Origin of the sequence: Nitrosomonas sp. Nm51, assembly GCF_900111165.1 — a bacterium.
In the GTDB taxonomy this organism is placed as follows: domain Bacteria; phylum Pseudomonadota; class Gammaproteobacteria; order Burkholderiales; family Nitrosomonadaceae; genus Nitrosomonas.
On the sequence record NZ_FOGH01000061.1, the window covers coordinates 1 to 13,847 of the forward strand.

Genomic DNA, 13,847 nt, shown 5'->3' on the forward strand with positions numbered 1-13,847 from the left:
CACCTGTCACCTGATCAATGCGTGCGAAGTGATGCACTGTCTTCTTTAGCCGAAATCGGCAAAACACAGAATCATACCGCACGCGTGACCCCGCCAGACAAAGCTGGTGAGTGGTTGCCATGGGTGCATATCGCCATTGGCAACCTTAAAACATTCTTGCTGGGAACATATCATGGCGTGTCATCAGGCTACTTGCAAGAATATCTCAATGCGTTTTGCTACCGTTTTAACCGGCGAGCATGGGAAGCTGAATTACCTTCCCGTCTCCTATGTTTTTTTGGACTTGCTAAATTCTTCAATAGCTACCCGGTTGTCCGCCCCACATATAAACTGCGCAAAGGGGGATAAAAAATATAATCCTGGAGCTGATGCTTCTTTTGTCTGTCTATTTCTGGATCTTCTATACTTGAAAAATGATGAATGATCGATGCCGTTGGTTTGTCTGTCATTTGACATCAAAATGGTAGAACCAATGCCTCAATCTGTTTCTATTTTCAAGTGCTTTTTAGCCCGATTGCCTGTCTTAATCAATAATTCGGCTTTACTTCTAATCCGAGTTTTCTGATTTTGCCGCAGAATTGATCAAACCAGACTCGATCCACGCGCGAAAGTAGCTTCGCTTCAGGCTGCTGAGACGCGCGCGCAATGCCATAGACCAGTACGCCTTTTAAAGGTACGCCCGCTTGCAGCAGATCTTTCAGGAAATCCAGATATGCCCTGATCTCCTCACTAGACATCGGCTGACCGTTCAAATTAAACACGCATGTCTGCAGCCAGGTGGAACACAGTGACGCCGACAGACGAATATGCGCATGCACCTGCTTCAGACTCATGCGTGAATTGTTGATGCGCAGGCGGCCTTCACCTGTCGCGCTGTCCAGCTTAAACCAGACTTCACCATTCATGCGTGCCATATGCCTGAGTCCCGCCTGCACATGAGGTCTGCTGATCAGGCTACCGTTGGTAATCAGCACCAGTTTCAGATGTGCCGGCAACGGAAAATCCTTTTTAACCCGGCCGATCAGTTCGATCACCTGCTCGAATTCCTTGGTACTGGTTGGCTCGCCGTTGCCTGACAGGGCGATATCCTGAATAGTACGCGCTTCCGGCGGCACCTGTTGCAGCATAAAATCACCCTGAGTCAGCTCGCGCAGAAAACCACGCAGTTCCCGCTCCAGTTTTTCAAGATCGACAGGTGGCGCCGCACCGCGCTTCAAATCGGGCACCTGGCAATAGATGCAACGCCAGTTACAGGCGTTGTTGGGGTTCAGATTAATCCCGACCGAAACGCCTCCCGCACGGCGTGAAACGACCGGATAGACATATGTCAGACCGGCGATGTCCCGGCTATGGTCTGCCGTATTCAATAGGTTCGGTGCTCGCTGCAATGATACAATCCTGTCAGAATAATTTGTAATGTTAAAATCGCTCGTATGTTAATCACACGCAAGCTGGAATTTGATGCCGGCCATCGCATATCAACGCACAACAGCCAGTGCCGTCATCTGCATGGACATCGTTATGTGATTGAAATCACGCTGTCCGGTACTATTATCTCCGAGAAAGGCAACGCACAACAAGGGATGGTCATGGATTTTTCTGAAGTCAAGCGAATTGCCGAACAGGCGCTGGTCGACAAGTGGGATCATGCATTTCTTGTGTATACCGGCGACGTCCCCGTCATGCAGTTTCTGCAATCACTGGATGACCACAAAACAGTTGTCTTGGACGTACAGCCGACTGCAGAAAATCTCGCCGTCATCGCTTTCAATATTTTAAGCGCAGCCTATCAGGACAGCTACGGCAATCATCTTCAGCTTGAACATGTACGCTTATATGAAACCCCTAACTGCTGGGCGGACGCCAGCCGCGTTGCCGATTAATTTCAATTACCATACTTGATACTTATTCAATCCTATGTTTGTAGATTCGCACTGTCATCTGGATTTCCCCGACCTTGCCAGCAATCTGAACGAATTGCTGCGCAACATGACTGAAAATCAGGTCACGCATGCATTATGCGTCAGCGTCAACCTGACCGATTTTCCCCGCGTCCTGGCGTTGGCCCGGATGCACGAAAATCTTTTTGCCTCGGTAGGTGTGCACCCCGATTACGAAAACCTGGATGAACCGGACGCCCAGCAACTTGTGCAACTCGCGGACAACCCTAAAGTGATCGCGATAGGCGAAACCGGTCTCGATTATTACCGTCTGCAAGGCGATCTGGAATGGCAGCGTGAACGTTTCCGCCAGCATATCCGCGCCGCCAGAGCATGCGGCAAACCGCTAATCATTCACACCCGGTCCGCCGCCAACGACACATTGCGTATTATGCGAGAAGAAGGCGCCGATCAAATCGGCGGCGTAATGCACTGCTTTACGGAAAGCTGGGAAGTCGCTCAACAGGCCATTGAAATGAATTTTTATATTTCCTTTTCAGGTATTGTTACATTTAAAAACGCCGCAACCCTTAAAGATGTCGCCAGGAAAATACCACTTGCGCGGATGCTGATCGAAACCGATTCGCCTTATCTCGCGCCTGTACCGTATCGCGGCAAGCTGAATCAGCCAGCATTTGTGCGCCACGTTGCCGAAGAAATAGCGCGTCTGCGCGACACCGGTCTCGATGAAATCGCAACGGCCACGACCGGTAACTTTTTTAGACTGTTCAGGACAGCCGGAGATGATTATCATGCGCGTTACTAGCCACTCACTTTTTCTGTAATAAACAGAATTGCACATAACACATGACGACACCCCTAACTAAATAGACCAACACCAACAACATGCCATCCCTTCATGAAAAAGTCGCCATTATTACCGGTTCCTCGCGCGGGATCGGCGCTGAAATCGCGCTGACTCTGGCCAAAGCCGGCGCCAGAGTCGTGGTAAATTACGTTCAAAACCGCGGGGCTGCCGAAGACGTCTGTATGACTATTACGCAGGCTGGCGGCAAATGTGTCCCGGTTCAGGCGGACGTCAGCAAGCCGGCTGACGTCCGGCGGTTGTTTGATACCGCCGTCGAACATTTCGGGCGGATTGACATTCTAGTCAACAATGCTGGCATGCTGATTTTCAAGCAAATCGCCGATTTCACCGACGAAGAGTTCGACCGGATTCTTGACATCAATCTGAAAAGCATATTTTACACGTTGCGCGAGGCTTCCGGACGTCTCGCCGATAACGGCCGTATCGTGAATATATCCAGCACGGTGACACGTCTGATGCTGCCAAAATATGGCCCCTATGCAGCCACCAAAGGAGCTGTTGAACAGCTAACCCGCATTCTGGCGCGCGAAGTCGGAGAAAGAGGCATTACCGTGAACAGCGTATCGCCCGGTCCTGTTTTTACCGAGTTGTTCAGGGCCGGCAAAACTGAAGAAGATATCCGGCGCATGGCCGCCATGTCTTCACTCGGGCGCATCGGAGAAGTCGGCGATATTGCACAAATTGTTCTGTTTTTGGCAAGCGACACAGCCCGCTGGATCACGGGGCAGGATATCGGCGCGAACGGCGGCATTATTTAACACGCTGTCTGCGGCTCAAAAAAACAGCCATAAACAAGTTAATGCGTATGGCTGCCAGGGGAGAGAACAAGCAGTTAAAACGTTATTGGCGCCACCAAAAGCATCCAACATCGTTGTATGAAACGATACGCTGAATAACCTGCGGACACTGTGTTTTTTGCCACATTTGAATCGAAAATTGAGTTAACTGGAGAAATTGATGCGCATTGGCGTTCCTAAAGAAATCAAAATACATGAAAACCGCGTGGGGCTGACGCCATCTTCAGTCCGTGAGCTGACCGTTCATGGCCACCAGGTGATGGTGCAGAAGAGTGCCGGACTCGCCATCAACTTTGACGATAACCGTTATCAGACGGCTGGCGCAGAAATCGTTGAAACGGCGGATGAAATTTTTGCCCAGGCCGAGCTGATCGTCAAAGTCAAGGAACCGCAACCGGAAGAACTGAAAATGCTGCGCGCCGATCAGATTCTATTTACCTACCTGCATCTTGCGCCCGATCCGGCGCAGGCCGAAGCGCTGCTGGAATCGGGCTGCATTGCCATTGCCTATGAAACCGTTACCGACCAGTATGGCGGATTGCCGTTGCTCGCACCAATGAGTGAAGTCGCAGGCCGCATGTCGATACAGGCCGGCGCACATTCACTTGAAATGGATCAGGGTGGACGCGGCATGCTCCTGGGCGGTGTCTCGGGTGTACCTTCCGCGAAAGTCGTCATCCTTGGCGGCGGTGTCGTCGGCACCAATGCAGCCCGTGTCGCCATGGGCATGGAAGCGCATGTCACCGTAGTTGACAAATCGATACACCGTTTGCAACAGCTCGATCAACAGTATGGATCACGCATCAATACAGTTTTTTCCACAGTCGATGCTATTGAAGAACAGGTCTCCGAGGCTGATCTGGTCGTCGGCGCGGTACTCGTACCGGGTGGATCGACGCCCAAACTGGTCAGTCACGAACTCGTCGGCGGCATGAACCGCGGCGCAGTTCTGGTTGACGTCGCAATTGATCAGGGCGGTTGTTTTGCCACTTCCAGGCCCACTACACTTGCAAACCCGATTTACATACTGGATGACGTCGTTCATTACTGTGTGTCCAATATGCCCGGCGCTGTCGCACGCACCTCGACGTTTGCATTAAACAACGTCACACTGCCGTTCGTCCTGTCGATAGCTGAGAAAGGAAGCCATGGCGCGCTGATCGACGATCCGCATTTACGCAATGGCCTGAACGTCTATCAGGGTCAGATCACCCATCATGCAGTCGCACATGATCTCGGTTTGCTGTACGTCGATCCGCAGGAACTGCTGCGATAGCCATATTGCAACTTAGCTGTCCGCATTTCACATGGTTGACATGGTTCACATGGTTCACAGTCACCGCCCCGGTTAAATCGAACATGCTTGCAGCACGTTCACAACAATTTCATATTATTATAGAGTGAACGAATCGAAGCTCTGTAATGAATATTATTTTCCTGTTTTAATATTATGGGCCACTAACTTTTTATAATGTGATGAAAGGGAACTGACAATATTTTCCCAGGTATAATATTTGGAGGCTTGGCTGCGGATCTTCCTCGAGTCAAATCTGCCCAGTTTGGAATAGATAGACTGCATTCCCTCAAAGACGGCATCTGGCGTATCTTGGATAAGTACCCCATTATCTGCATTGACAACTATGCCGTTTTCATGGGTATTTGTTGCAATTACAGGCATTCCAGACAGCAAATATTCGTATGTTTTGGTCGGCGGTTGGAAATTGTAATACGCTGTAATTGGTATATATGAGATACCGACATTGTGACTGTCAAAAAACGGTTGAATCTTATCCTGGGGGATCCAACCCGTAAAATGGACCTGATCGGAAATCCCCAAGTTCCTTACCAGCTCCTTGAGTTTTTTCAATTCGTTGGAAGGGCCATCTCCGACGATGGTATAGCTTGTTTTTATCCGTTGAGAATAGATACGGTAAAATTTATGGAAGCCTAAAATGGTTTTATGCAGGTTTCGGTTGTAAAATGTACCGACATACAAAAATTTTAATGCGTTTTGCGGTTTTACCGTTCGTGAGAAGATATCTGATCCCAGCGGCGTGATGATATGCCTTGGGGGCAGAGACAAACGCCTGGCAAGGCCTGCTGATATCACGCCGATATTATAAAATAAACGAACTTCCATTTTTAAAAGGAGATTAAAAAGGACACGTTTCCATGGTTGCGTCAGCACGGAGGCCGTGCGCACATCCACCATCATTCTACGGTTGGGAACAAAAAGATGAAGCAGTGCGCAGCCTTTAAAGTAGTTTACATGGACAAAGTCGAAGTTTTCTTTTTTTATTAAACCATAGGCGGCAGAAAAAAATAAATACCATTTCAAAAGCAGGCGTTTCTTTTGTTTGACGTAGACCTGGGTGACACGATCCAGCGTCAATGGATTTTTGTCTTCGTCAAAACATAAATAGGAGACGCAAAAATCATCTCTTAGATACTTGCAATAATAATATGTATCAGAGTGATATCCGAATTGATTTCGGTCAATGATCAAGAGCTTGGGTTTCATTCAGTTGACTCATTTTCTGGCCTGGTTTTATAACGTCCTGAGGATTTGAATAAGCTGACCTGCAATTTTGTCCCAGGTAAATGGCACGACTTTAGATCTGTTCCTGCATTTTTCCGGCTTTCCATTTTGAAGCAGTACCAGAATCTCCTCCACGGAATCTACAAAGTGGAAGTGTTTATCTGGAACAAATACATCAGGAAGGCTTCCGAACCGGGTGGTAATAATAGACAGATTGCAGGCCATGGCCTCGAGTACCGATAGAGGAGTCTCAATGGCGCCATCATTTTTGATTACCGGAAAAACATAGTAATCTGCAATATTGTATAGTTCGCTAAGATCGGCGACATACTTTGTTATGATGCTAATTCCGCTCTGCCCGAGAATATCATAGACTTTCTTCTCTTGGAGAAATGAACTGCTACCCACAATAATGATGTTGATGTCCGGCATTCGGGACTTGACTGTCCTCAGCCAACCCAGATTACGGTTTTCCCTGATATGTCCTACATGGAGAAGGACAGTTTTATCATTTTCTATTCCATACTGCTCTCTGATCTTCTTTTTTGTAGCGGCATCAAATTCCCGGAATTTGGTTTCATCAACCCCCAATGGCAAAATCCTACTCTTAACCCCTATTTTTTCCAAAAGATTTTTTGTGATCCTGGACTGAGTAATAACGCAATCAGGCCCAGCCATTCTGATTATGGGATGGAGTACCTGCCAGTAATTTCTCGGCTGTAAAGAGACCATAACAATTTTTTTTCTGCAAAATAATTGCAGTAGTTTGGACCGTATAAATGATGCCAAGGTGATTGATGCCTCTGGGATATATACCAGCTTTTTCGACGAACAGTTCCTCACCTTTCTATAAAACCCAGGGCTAAAAAGTAATTTGTTGAGATCAAAGTGATAATCCGCAACCTTTAAATCCGTATCCCCGTTGACCGAGAAGATAATGCATTCATCGTTATGCTTCAGCCGGTCTAAAAGATTCAGTATCGCTACCTTACCACCTTCATCAAAGGGAGACTTGAGAATGTCGGTTATAACAATCATGTTTCAGTATATCCCGAATTAGACCTGTCCAGAGAATTGGGCCCACTTCTCTCAAACAGTGACCATCCAAATCGTTCAGCACAATCCTCCAATACATAAACCTTTAACAACTACACTTTTCAAGAAAGTTTTTGCAAACTTTTTATTTTACCTTTTTTATAAGGGCCACAAACTGCTTCCGCGACATTTCCAGAAACATTGCTGTCGACAGCCCGCCTCCGGCAAAGATCATGCACATCACCATAATCTGATAACGCGCCGCAATCAGCGGAGAAATGCCGGAGAGTATCTGTCCGGTCATCATTCCTGGCAATGATACGAGACCGACGGCAAGCATGGCGTTGATGGTAGGAATCATGGCGGCACGCATGGCGATGTTGCGGGCCTGCTCGAAGCAGATTTGCCGCTCCAGTTCCGCGTTCATGCGCTCTGCAGCCAGGCTGACGGCATTCATTGAATTGGCGAACACCATACCAGCCAGGGGTATCATATATTGAGGCAGATACCAGGGTTCCAGTTGCAATACGCCTTGCGTGACGATGGCAAGAACGATTCCTCCGCCAATCAATATGGAAATCAGCGCCTGTTTGTAAAGTGTAACACGCCTTGTTTTTACGGTACCCAGCGCTATCCAGCTGGCAACTGAGACCATCACGATCAATACCGCGATGACAATCAGCGGATTCTCCGCTTCGAAGATGTACAGGAGGCAATAGCCGATAAGCAACAGTTGCACCAACATACGACCCAGGGCATATGCCGCATGGCCCGGTGCAAGCGACCATTTCCAAAAAATACCGATTACTAACAGAACCGGAATAAACACCAGCGCGAGATTCAACAGTGATATGGTCTGCACAGAATCGTTCATATCTGCCTCGGCGTCACATTTTCAGAACGGCTGTAGATGAATGTCAGAAGTCTTTTGGTGAAAAACCTGTTATTTATCATGAAATAAAAATTCTAATATAAAGTTATTTGTTAAGATGATGTATGACAGTGATGTTTCTGATGAGGAATGGGAGCCAAATACCATCGGCAAAGCCGGTGGCTTGAATTTGTGAGCATTTCAAGGGTGCAAATAAACATATATCCTGGAGTTGATGCTTCTTTTGTTTGTCTATTCTTGGGTCTTCAATACTTGAAATGATGAATAACCGATGCCGTTGGTTTGCCTGTCATTTGACATCAAAATGATAAAACAAATACTTCAGCCTGTTTCTATATTCAAGCGCTTTTTAGCCCGATCGCCCAGCTGACCACGGTAAATTTGTTCTCCCCTTGAAATCAAAGCAGTCGAGTACGAGTTGAATTAGAAGTCATGCGAAGATAGTCGAAGATCAAGCGGGTATTGCGATTCAACTGCTGCATTTTCTGAGAGATGCTGGATTTTCCCTTTGAGATGAACTGAATGACGCCGCATGCAAAGCGCCGCAGTCGAGTGATGTTCTCGGGGCCGTGTCCTATTCGGATGCGGCTGCGATCCTCATCGAAATTCCAATCAATCACATAGTGACAGCGATTCTCGATCGTCCAGTGACCGCGATTCACTTTGAGTATACGCTCTGGACATGCTTGTTCCGGCGAGCGACTGGTTACATGCTGGTTGCGCTCGCCTTGAAAATGGCAAAAATGGGATAACTCGATGGCTCAAAGGGAAAAACAAGAAAAATATCTGTTTTTACAATTTTTAGCCAGCCTTTGGAAAATCACTATGCAGCCAAAAATCAGAAAAACAGGTGTTTATGGATGAGAACTAACTAGTGAACAAATTCACACTGTCTTGCTGACAAAGTATTTTGGGATGGCCATCACTTCAGGTATAATACCGGACTTCATTTTGGGTCGTTAGCTCAGTTGGTAGAGCAGCGGACTTTTAATCCGTTGGTCGTGAGTTCGAGTCTCACACGGCCTACCAAAAAAATCAAGGGGTTAGCTTAAACTCTAGCCTTTTTTGTTTTCTGTGGGGCAGTCTTGGGGCACTTGCAAAAAACAAATCGCAATAATCAATCTTTCTTTGTATGATCCGTTAGCAGTCATATTCAAAGAATCCATATTCCCTTTCCGATGAAGCGTCTTATCATGGACAAAAAGAACTTTATTTTTTCTGGATGCCCCATAATTGTCCCATGAAAATATAGAGTTATTTATATAGTTGATAGGTAACTGCTAACCCCCAAAAAAAATTAAAAAACACTTGACAGGTTTTTAAGCGGTAAAAATTTGATTTCGCACCATAGCAAGAAACTCCCACAATAACTGCCTTGTAAATTCCATGGCGGCCAGTTGCCGGATCAACTGTGGATCGACTTTGGACTGACTGAAGTCGAAGCCTTGTAAATGGCGTTGAACCGGAAACCTGGCGGCCTGGGTCTGATAGCGAATGGAGCGGATATTGCGCTCGGTTGATTCGGCCTGGAGCAGTTGAGACAGCATGCCATCCGTCCATTCGAGATGGGCGATCTGGTCTGGCCATTGTGCGGGGATGTCAAACATGGGGCGCCTCCTGTTTGTTCAGGCGGTCGTAGCGTTCGGTATCGACTTGCGGTTCTTCGTTGAGTTTAAGGCCGGTTTCCACCTGCGCCGGAAGATCGGTTTGTCTCAGGCGCGCCAGTACATTGGCGACATGCTCGGCACTGGGCATGCCGGATTCGAGCACCAGCTCAACGGCAACCAGCACTGCTTCCAGTCCATGCGCGGGCACTAGGCTGAGGACTTTGGCCATGACCCGGTCGGCCTGCTGGCGTTCTCTGCGCCGCAGTGCCGTCTGCAATTTCAACAGGGGTTCGAGCAGGCGGGCATGGTGGGCAGCCACCGCGTTTTCAGATACAACTTCGACACGGTTGGCATACAAATGTACCGATGCCATCTGGTTGGCCAGACGGCAGGGAACGGAATACCGGTTGCGTTGCAGTGTGACCAGGCACGTGCTGGATACCCGTGCCAATACTTCGATATAGCCATTGAACGGCGCCGGCATCGGCAAGGGTGATGCCCGCGTAATCGGGATGCCGAATTTCCGGCCACAGCGCACGGCAACGCGCATCCAGCCAATTGTTCAAGTCCTCGAACGAACCGAATTGCTGTTGCCTGGCTTCATTCCAGATTAGGCGGCGCATATCCTGAACGTTCTTCTCGACAACGCCTTTCTCCCAACCCGAAGCCACATTGCAGAAATCAAGCTCGAACAAATAATGCGCCGTCATCGCATAAAAACGCGTATTCACCACACGCCCATTGCCTTTGGACACCTTGTCCACAGCCGTCTTCATGTTGTCGTAAATGCCGCGTTTCGGCACGCCGCCAAAAGCACTGAATGCACGGGTATGGGCGTCAAACAACATCTCGTGACTTTGTGACGGATAGCCCGACAACATGAAGGCACGACTGGCACATAGTTTGGTATGTGCAGCCAACACTTTACGCTGGATGCCGCCGATCACCAGCCATTCTTCGCTCCAGTCAAACTGGAACGCTTCACCAAAAGCAAACTTCAACGGCACATACGTCGGCTTACATTGCCCACCCCGGTTGCGCCAGTTGCGGATAAAATCGCACACAATCGAATAACCGCCGGTATAGCCTTCTTTCCGGATCTCCTGCAGCAACATCCTGGCCGTGCGGCGATCTTTCCTGGAATGGCGCACATCCGCCTCCAACGCCAGCAACAGCCTGGGTTCAAACGGCGTCAATTTGCCAGGCTTCTTCGCCCTTTGATATTTAACCGCACGATCACCCGATGCGCGCAGCCATTTCTTGATCGTGTTGCGCGACAGACTCGTGCGCCGTTGAATTTCATTAATCGACAGATGTTCACGATAAAACATCCGCCGTATCTTTGCATGCATAACCATGGTAATCACCTCTTATTTTCTCCTGCTTAAAATTTAAGCAGGATACGTGAATTTCATGGTCAATTTTCGATCGGTGTCAACACGTCCCTATCGCTAACCGCCCGTCAGTTGGATACCGCGCGGACATTTGCTTGATAAGTTATTAGCGGTATTGTCTGTCGCTACAACTGTACGGTTTTTACATTTTACAGAATCAACGGCAATTCATCCTGACGCGGGATTTCTGATTCTTGCACTGAATCGGCGGAGGTAAGTGTACTTACCCGCACTCCGAGCAACCGCAGTTTTTTCACAAGCGTCACACGTCGCAGGCATTCCGTTGCCGCGTAACGGATGGTGGCCGGATCATTGGTATGAGCAGGTAATGTCGAATCTCGCGTTACGGTTTTAAAATCTTCGAACCGCAATTTAATACCGATGGTGCGCCCGACATATCCCTTTCGCCGAAGGTCTTCGGCAATGCGCTTGCACAAAGCAGTGAAAACTTCTGACAAGGCTGAGCGGTCATGGCGCGGATGCAGGTCTTGTTCGAAAGTGGTTTCCCGGCTGATAGATTTGGGGTGGGAAAATGTTTTGACCGGACAATGGTCGATACCATACGATACGTCTTGCAGCCAAGCGGCATAGCTGCGGCTGAAATGTGTTTGCAGGAAACCCGGCGTAGCCTTGGCAAGTTCGGAAATCGTCGTGATACCTAGTGCGGTAAGTTTCTGAGTGGCCTTGGGACCAATGCCATTGATTTTTTGCACTGGCAACGGCCAGACTTTATCGGCGATATCATCCATGCCGATAATGGTGATGCCATCCGGCTTATCAAGATCGGAACAAATCTTTGCCAGCAGCTTGTTCGGCGCGATTCCGATAGAACAGGTCAACCCGGTTACTTTAAACACGGCTTGCTTGATCTTCCGAGCAAGAAGCAAGCTGTCATCCGACAGTCCGTTAAGATCAATATAAATTTCATCAATACCGGCATTTTCAATCTCCGGAGCAATCCGAGCGACAGCCTCTTTGAACAGCCGCGAATAATGCCGGTAACGATCAAAGTCAGCAGGAAGTAAAACAGCATTCGGGGCGAGCCGCGCGGCTTTCATCACGCCCATGGCGGAATGTACACCGGCTGCGCGGGCTTCATAGGTCGCTGTGGTGATCACGCCGCGCCCGGTATAATCGCGCAGTGTGTGAAATCGTCTGTTGCCATCGGTCTGTAATAGAGGCTTGTGTTCACTCCGCCCGCCGATTACAACCGGAAGACCAGTTAATTCCGGGTAGCGCAAAAGCTCAACTGATGCGTAAAACGCATCCATATCAAGGTGGGCAATCCGGCGTAATGCGGCGGGTACTTGATTGGTGGCAGGCATAACTGTACAAATCGCGTTTTAAAAGTATGGCACTGCGACAGTTGTATCACTAAATGCCACTTTCTGCATCTATGCAATGCTGGTTTTTTGATGCGAAGTCTATCGGAAGGAAAAATCACGGCTGCCATAATAATAATATTTCCTGATATCATCCTGTTCAACAGTCATAGTGGTATCAGCCTGAACAAGACGTTCAAAGCGCGTGGCAAGTTCCTGGGGAAATGCACGTCGGCAGGCAACTGGCCGGATATGATTAACAGCAAGTACGGCAGACAATTGGGTTTTTAACAGTTGCTTGAAATAATTCCATTTAATTGATTTAATAGGCATACGTAAAATTGTTGTATTCAAACAGCAATTAACCAGTCTGCTATGGAAAGTATAAACATATGGAACAACTTGATCGCATCACCCAACAACCCGGCACCATGGGCGGTAAAGCATGTATCCGGGGAATGCGTGTTACAGTCGGCATGATATGAAATTCTTACCGACTCTCCCTACCTTGAACGTGAAGACATTATGCAGGCGCTGCGGTATGCAGCGTGGCGTGCGGAGGTGTTGATACCAGTTTAAAATTGATAATCATCTAGCCGTCCCCCGCCCTGGCGGTAGCCGGAAAGGGATAAAGTTAATGGTTCGAACCCACTTTATCGACGGAGGACGAGATGTTATTTTGCGGCATAGACCTACATTCAAACAACAGTTTTATAGTAATAATTGATGAAGACGATCGGGTTGTGTACGGCAAACGGCATGCCAACAGTATGGTCGAAATTCTTGAAGCCATGGTACCTTATCAGGACGAAATATCCGGCATTGCGGTTGAGTCAATTTTCAACTGGTATTGGCTGATCGATGGTTTGCAGGAGCAGGGTTATTCAGTGCACCTGGTCAATACCGTGGCGGTCAAGCAATATGACGGAATGAAACATCGCGGCGATGAATCGGATGCCAAGCACTTGGCACATCTGTTGCGGCTGGGTTTGTTACCGGAGGGCTACATCATGCCCAAAGACAGGCTGCAATGCGCGATCTGGCGCGAAAGCGCATGCAACTGGTACAGCAACGCAGTGCGCGGATTATTACGATCGAATCGGCGATGCAGCGTTATACTGGAGCACGCGCCAACAGCAACACGATCAAACAACTGACTGAGGCCGATTTAGCACAGTTGAATCTTAGCTCAACTGAAATACTCGGATTGCAAACCAGCCTGGCTATCATGCATGCACTGCAAGAGCAGATTGACCGTGTTGAAGCTGTATTGGAAAGTTATTGCCGGGCCGGGCCGGCCCCGCTTTTCGGTTACTCAAAAGCACTGCGGGGATTGGCGAGGTGCTGGCGACAGTCATTTTGCTTGAGACCGGCGACATCGCACGGTTTGCCGGCGTCGGCAATTATGTTTCGTACTGTCGTTGTGTCGGTAGTGCGCATCTATCCAACGGTAAAAAGAAAGGCAGCGGCAACACCAGGAATGGCAACCGGT

General features: G+C 48.4%; 15 protein-coding genes, 1 tRNA gene and 2 pseudogenes. 10 read left to right on the forward strand and 8 right to left on the reverse strand.

The window, feature by feature from the left end; all coding sequences use genetic code 11:
• A partial coding sequence (locus tag BMY60_RS13390; RefSeq protein ID WP_256250848.1) for a transposase occupies window positions 1–348 on the forward strand: 348 nt, incomplete at its 5' end.
• 179 nt (window positions 349–527) lie between these two features.
• Here BMY60_RS13390 and BMY60_RS13395 read toward each other — a convergent pair.
• Window positions 528–1,367, reverse strand: coding sequence for a radical SAM protein (locus BMY60_RS13395; protein WP_256250849.1), 840 nt, complete (start codon window positions 1,365–1,367; stop codon window positions 528–530).
• Window positions 1,368–1,433: 66 nt separating this feature from the next.
• Between BMY60_RS13395 and queD the strand changes: the two genes are divergently transcribed.
• From queD to ald, 4 genes are all read left to right on the forward strand, one after another.
• Window positions 1,434–1,883, forward strand: a complete 450-nt coding sequence (gene queD / locus BMY60_RS13400) for a 6-carboxytetrahydropterin synthase QueD (protein ID WP_090334313.1) — start codon at window positions 1,434–1,436, stop codon at window positions 1,881–1,883.
• 34 nt (window positions 1,884–1,917) lie between these two features.
• Window positions 1,918–2,706 carry a TatD family hydrolase gene (locus tag BMY60_RS13405; RefSeq protein WP_090334315.1) on the forward strand — a complete coding sequence of 263 codons (789 nt, stop codon included), beginning with the start codon at window positions 1,918–1,920 and terminating at the stop codon, window positions 2,704–2,706.
• An 80-nt stretch (window positions 2,707–2,786) separates the two neighbouring features.
• Window positions 2,787–3,527 carry an SDR family oxidoreductase gene (locus BMY60_RS13410; protein WP_090334316.1) on the forward strand — a complete coding sequence of 247 codons (741 nt, stop codon included), beginning with the start codon at window positions 2,787–2,789 and terminating at the stop codon, window positions 3,525–3,527.
• A gap of 199 nt (window positions 3,528–3,726) precedes the next feature.
• Window positions 3,727–4,842, forward strand: a complete 1,116-nt coding sequence (gene ald, locus BMY60_RS13415) for an alanine dehydrogenase (protein WP_090334318.1) — start codon at window positions 3,727–3,729, stop codon at window positions 4,840–4,842.
• A 153-nt stretch (window positions 4,843–4,995) separates the two neighbouring features.
• On the opposite strand, the gene BMY60_RS13420 is transcribed toward ald, so the two are convergent.
• The 3 genes from BMY60_RS13420 to BMY60_RS13430 form a co-directional block, all read right to left on the reverse strand.
• Window positions 4,996–6,087: a glycosyltransferase gene (locus tag BMY60_RS13420; protein WP_090334319.1), complete on the reverse strand. Its 1,092-nt coding sequence runs from the start codon at window positions 6,085–6,087 to the stop codon at window positions 4,996–4,998.
• A gap of 27 nt (window positions 6,088–6,114) precedes the next feature.
• On the reverse strand, window positions 6,115–7,143 hold the full coding sequence (locus tag BMY60_RS13425; protein WP_090334321.1) for a glycosyltransferase: 1,029 nt from the start codon (window positions 7,141–7,143) through the stop codon (window positions 6,115–6,117).
• Between the two features lie 142 nt (window positions 7,144–7,285).
• Window positions 7,286–8,014 (reverse strand): ABC transporter permease, encoded by a 729-nt coding sequence (locus BMY60_RS13430; protein WP_090334322.1) that lies wholly within the window; start codon window positions 8,012–8,014, stop codon window positions 7,286–7,288.
• A 587-nt stretch (window positions 8,015–8,601) separates the two neighbouring features.
• On the opposite strand from BMY60_RS13430, the gene BMY60_RS16065 reads away from it, so the two are divergent.
• Window positions 8,602–8,784, forward strand: coding sequence for a hypothetical protein (locus tag BMY60_RS16065; protein WP_218141703.1), 183 nt, complete (start codon window positions 8,602–8,604; stop codon window positions 8,782–8,784).
• A 201-nt stretch (window positions 8,785–8,985) separates the two neighbouring features.
• Window positions 8,986–9,061: transfer RNA gene (locus tag BMY60_RS13435), tRNA-Lys, on the forward strand.
• 290 nt (window positions 9,062–9,351) lie between these two features.
• Here BMY60_RS13435 and BMY60_RS15855 read toward each other — a convergent pair.
• The 4 genes and pseudogenes from BMY60_RS15855 to BMY60_RS13455 form a co-directional block, all read right to left on the reverse strand.
• Complete coding sequence (locus BMY60_RS15855) at window positions 9,352–9,639, reverse strand: ATP-binding protein (RefSeq protein ID WP_177166685.1); 288 nt, start codon at window positions 9,637–9,639, stop codon at window positions 9,352–9,354.
• A pseudogene (gene istA / locus BMY60_RS13445) lies at window positions 9,632–10,997 on the reverse strand (IS21 family transposase). The gene BMY60_RS15855 and the pseudogene istA overlap by 8 nt, the downstream one beginning before the upstream one ends.
• A 185-nt stretch (window positions 10,998–11,182) precedes the next feature.
• Complete coding sequence (dinB, locus tag BMY60_RS13450) at window positions 11,183–12,358, reverse strand: DNA polymerase IV (RefSeq protein ID WP_090334324.1); 1,176 nt, start codon at window positions 12,356–12,358, stop codon at window positions 11,183–11,185.
• Between the two features lie 99 nt (window positions 12,359–12,457).
• Window positions 12,458–12,688 (reverse strand): hypothetical protein, encoded by a 231-nt coding sequence (locus BMY60_RS13455; RefSeq protein ID WP_143057453.1) that lies wholly within the window; start codon window positions 12,686–12,688, stop codon window positions 12,458–12,460.
• A gap of 59 nt (window positions 12,689–12,747) precedes the next feature.
• Here BMY60_RS13455 and BMY60_RS16390 point away from each other — a divergent pair, with 59 nt between their 5' ends.
• The 3 genes and pseudogenes from BMY60_RS16390 to BMY60_RS16760 all read left to right on the forward strand — a co-directional run.
• On the forward strand, window positions 12,748–12,840 hold the full coding sequence (locus tag BMY60_RS16390; RefSeq protein ID WP_256250850.1) for a DUF433 domain-containing protein: 93 nt from the start codon (window positions 12,748–12,750) through the stop codon (window positions 12,838–12,840).
• Window positions 12,841–13,026: 186 nt separating this feature from the next.
• Window positions 13,027–13,512 carry an IS110 family transposase gene (locus tag BMY60_RS13465; protein WP_090334327.1) on the forward strand — a complete coding sequence of 162 codons (486 nt, stop codon included), beginning with the start codon at window positions 13,027–13,029 and terminating at the stop codon, window positions 13,510–13,512.
• 184 nt (window positions 13,513–13,696) lie between these two features.
• A pseudogene (locus BMY60_RS16760) lies at window positions 13,697–13,847 on the forward strand (IS110 family transposase); the annotation flags it as partial.

Excerpts from the sequence above, each read along its gene's own strand:
- queD (WP_090334313.1), top strand. The coding sequence starts at position 1,434 with ATGTTAATCACACGCAAGCTGGAATTTGATGCCGGCCATCGCATATCA.
- BMY60_RS13405 (WP_090334315.1), top strand. The coding sequence starts at position 1,918 with ATGTTTGTAGATTCGCACTGTCATCTGGATTTCCCCGACCTTGCCAGC.
- BMY60_RS13410 (WP_090334316.1), top strand. The coding sequence starts at position 2,787 with ATGCCATCCCTTCATGAAAAAGTCGCCATTATTACCGGTTCCTCGCGC.
- ald (WP_090334318.1), top strand. The coding sequence starts at position 3,727 with ATGCGCATTGGCGTTCCTAAAGAAATCAAAATACATGAAAACCGCGTG.
- BMY60_RS13420 (WP_090334319.1), bottom strand. The coding sequence starts at position 6,087 with ATGAAACCCAAGCTCTTGATCATTGACCGAAATCAATTCGGATATCAC.
- BMY60_RS13425 (WP_090334321.1), bottom strand. The coding sequence starts at position 7,143 with ATGATTGTTATAACCGACATTCTCAAGTCTCCCTTTGATGAAGGTGGT.
- BMY60_RS13430 (WP_090334322.1), bottom strand. The coding sequence starts at position 8,014 with ATGAACGATTCTGTGCAGACCATATCACTGTTGAATCTCGCGCTGGTG.
- BMY60_RS15855 (WP_177166685.1), bottom strand. The coding sequence starts at position 9,639 with ATGTTTGACATCCCCGCACAATGGCCAGACCAGATCGCCCATCTCGAA.
- dinB (WP_090334324.1), bottom strand. The coding sequence starts at position 12,358 with ATGCCTGCCACCAATCAAGTACCCGCCGCATTACGCCGGATTGCCCAC.
- BMY60_RS13455 (WP_143057453.1), bottom strand. The coding sequence starts at position 12,688 with ATGCCTATTAAATCAATTAAATGGAATTATTTCAAGCAACTGTTAAAA.
- BMY60_RS16390 (WP_256250850.1), top strand. The coding sequence starts at position 12,748 with ATGGAACAACTTGATCGCATCACCCAACAACCCGGCACCATGGGCGGT.
- BMY60_RS13465 (WP_090334327.1), top strand. The coding sequence starts at position 13,027 with ATGTTATTTTGCGGCATAGACCTACATTCAAACAACAGTTTTATAGTA.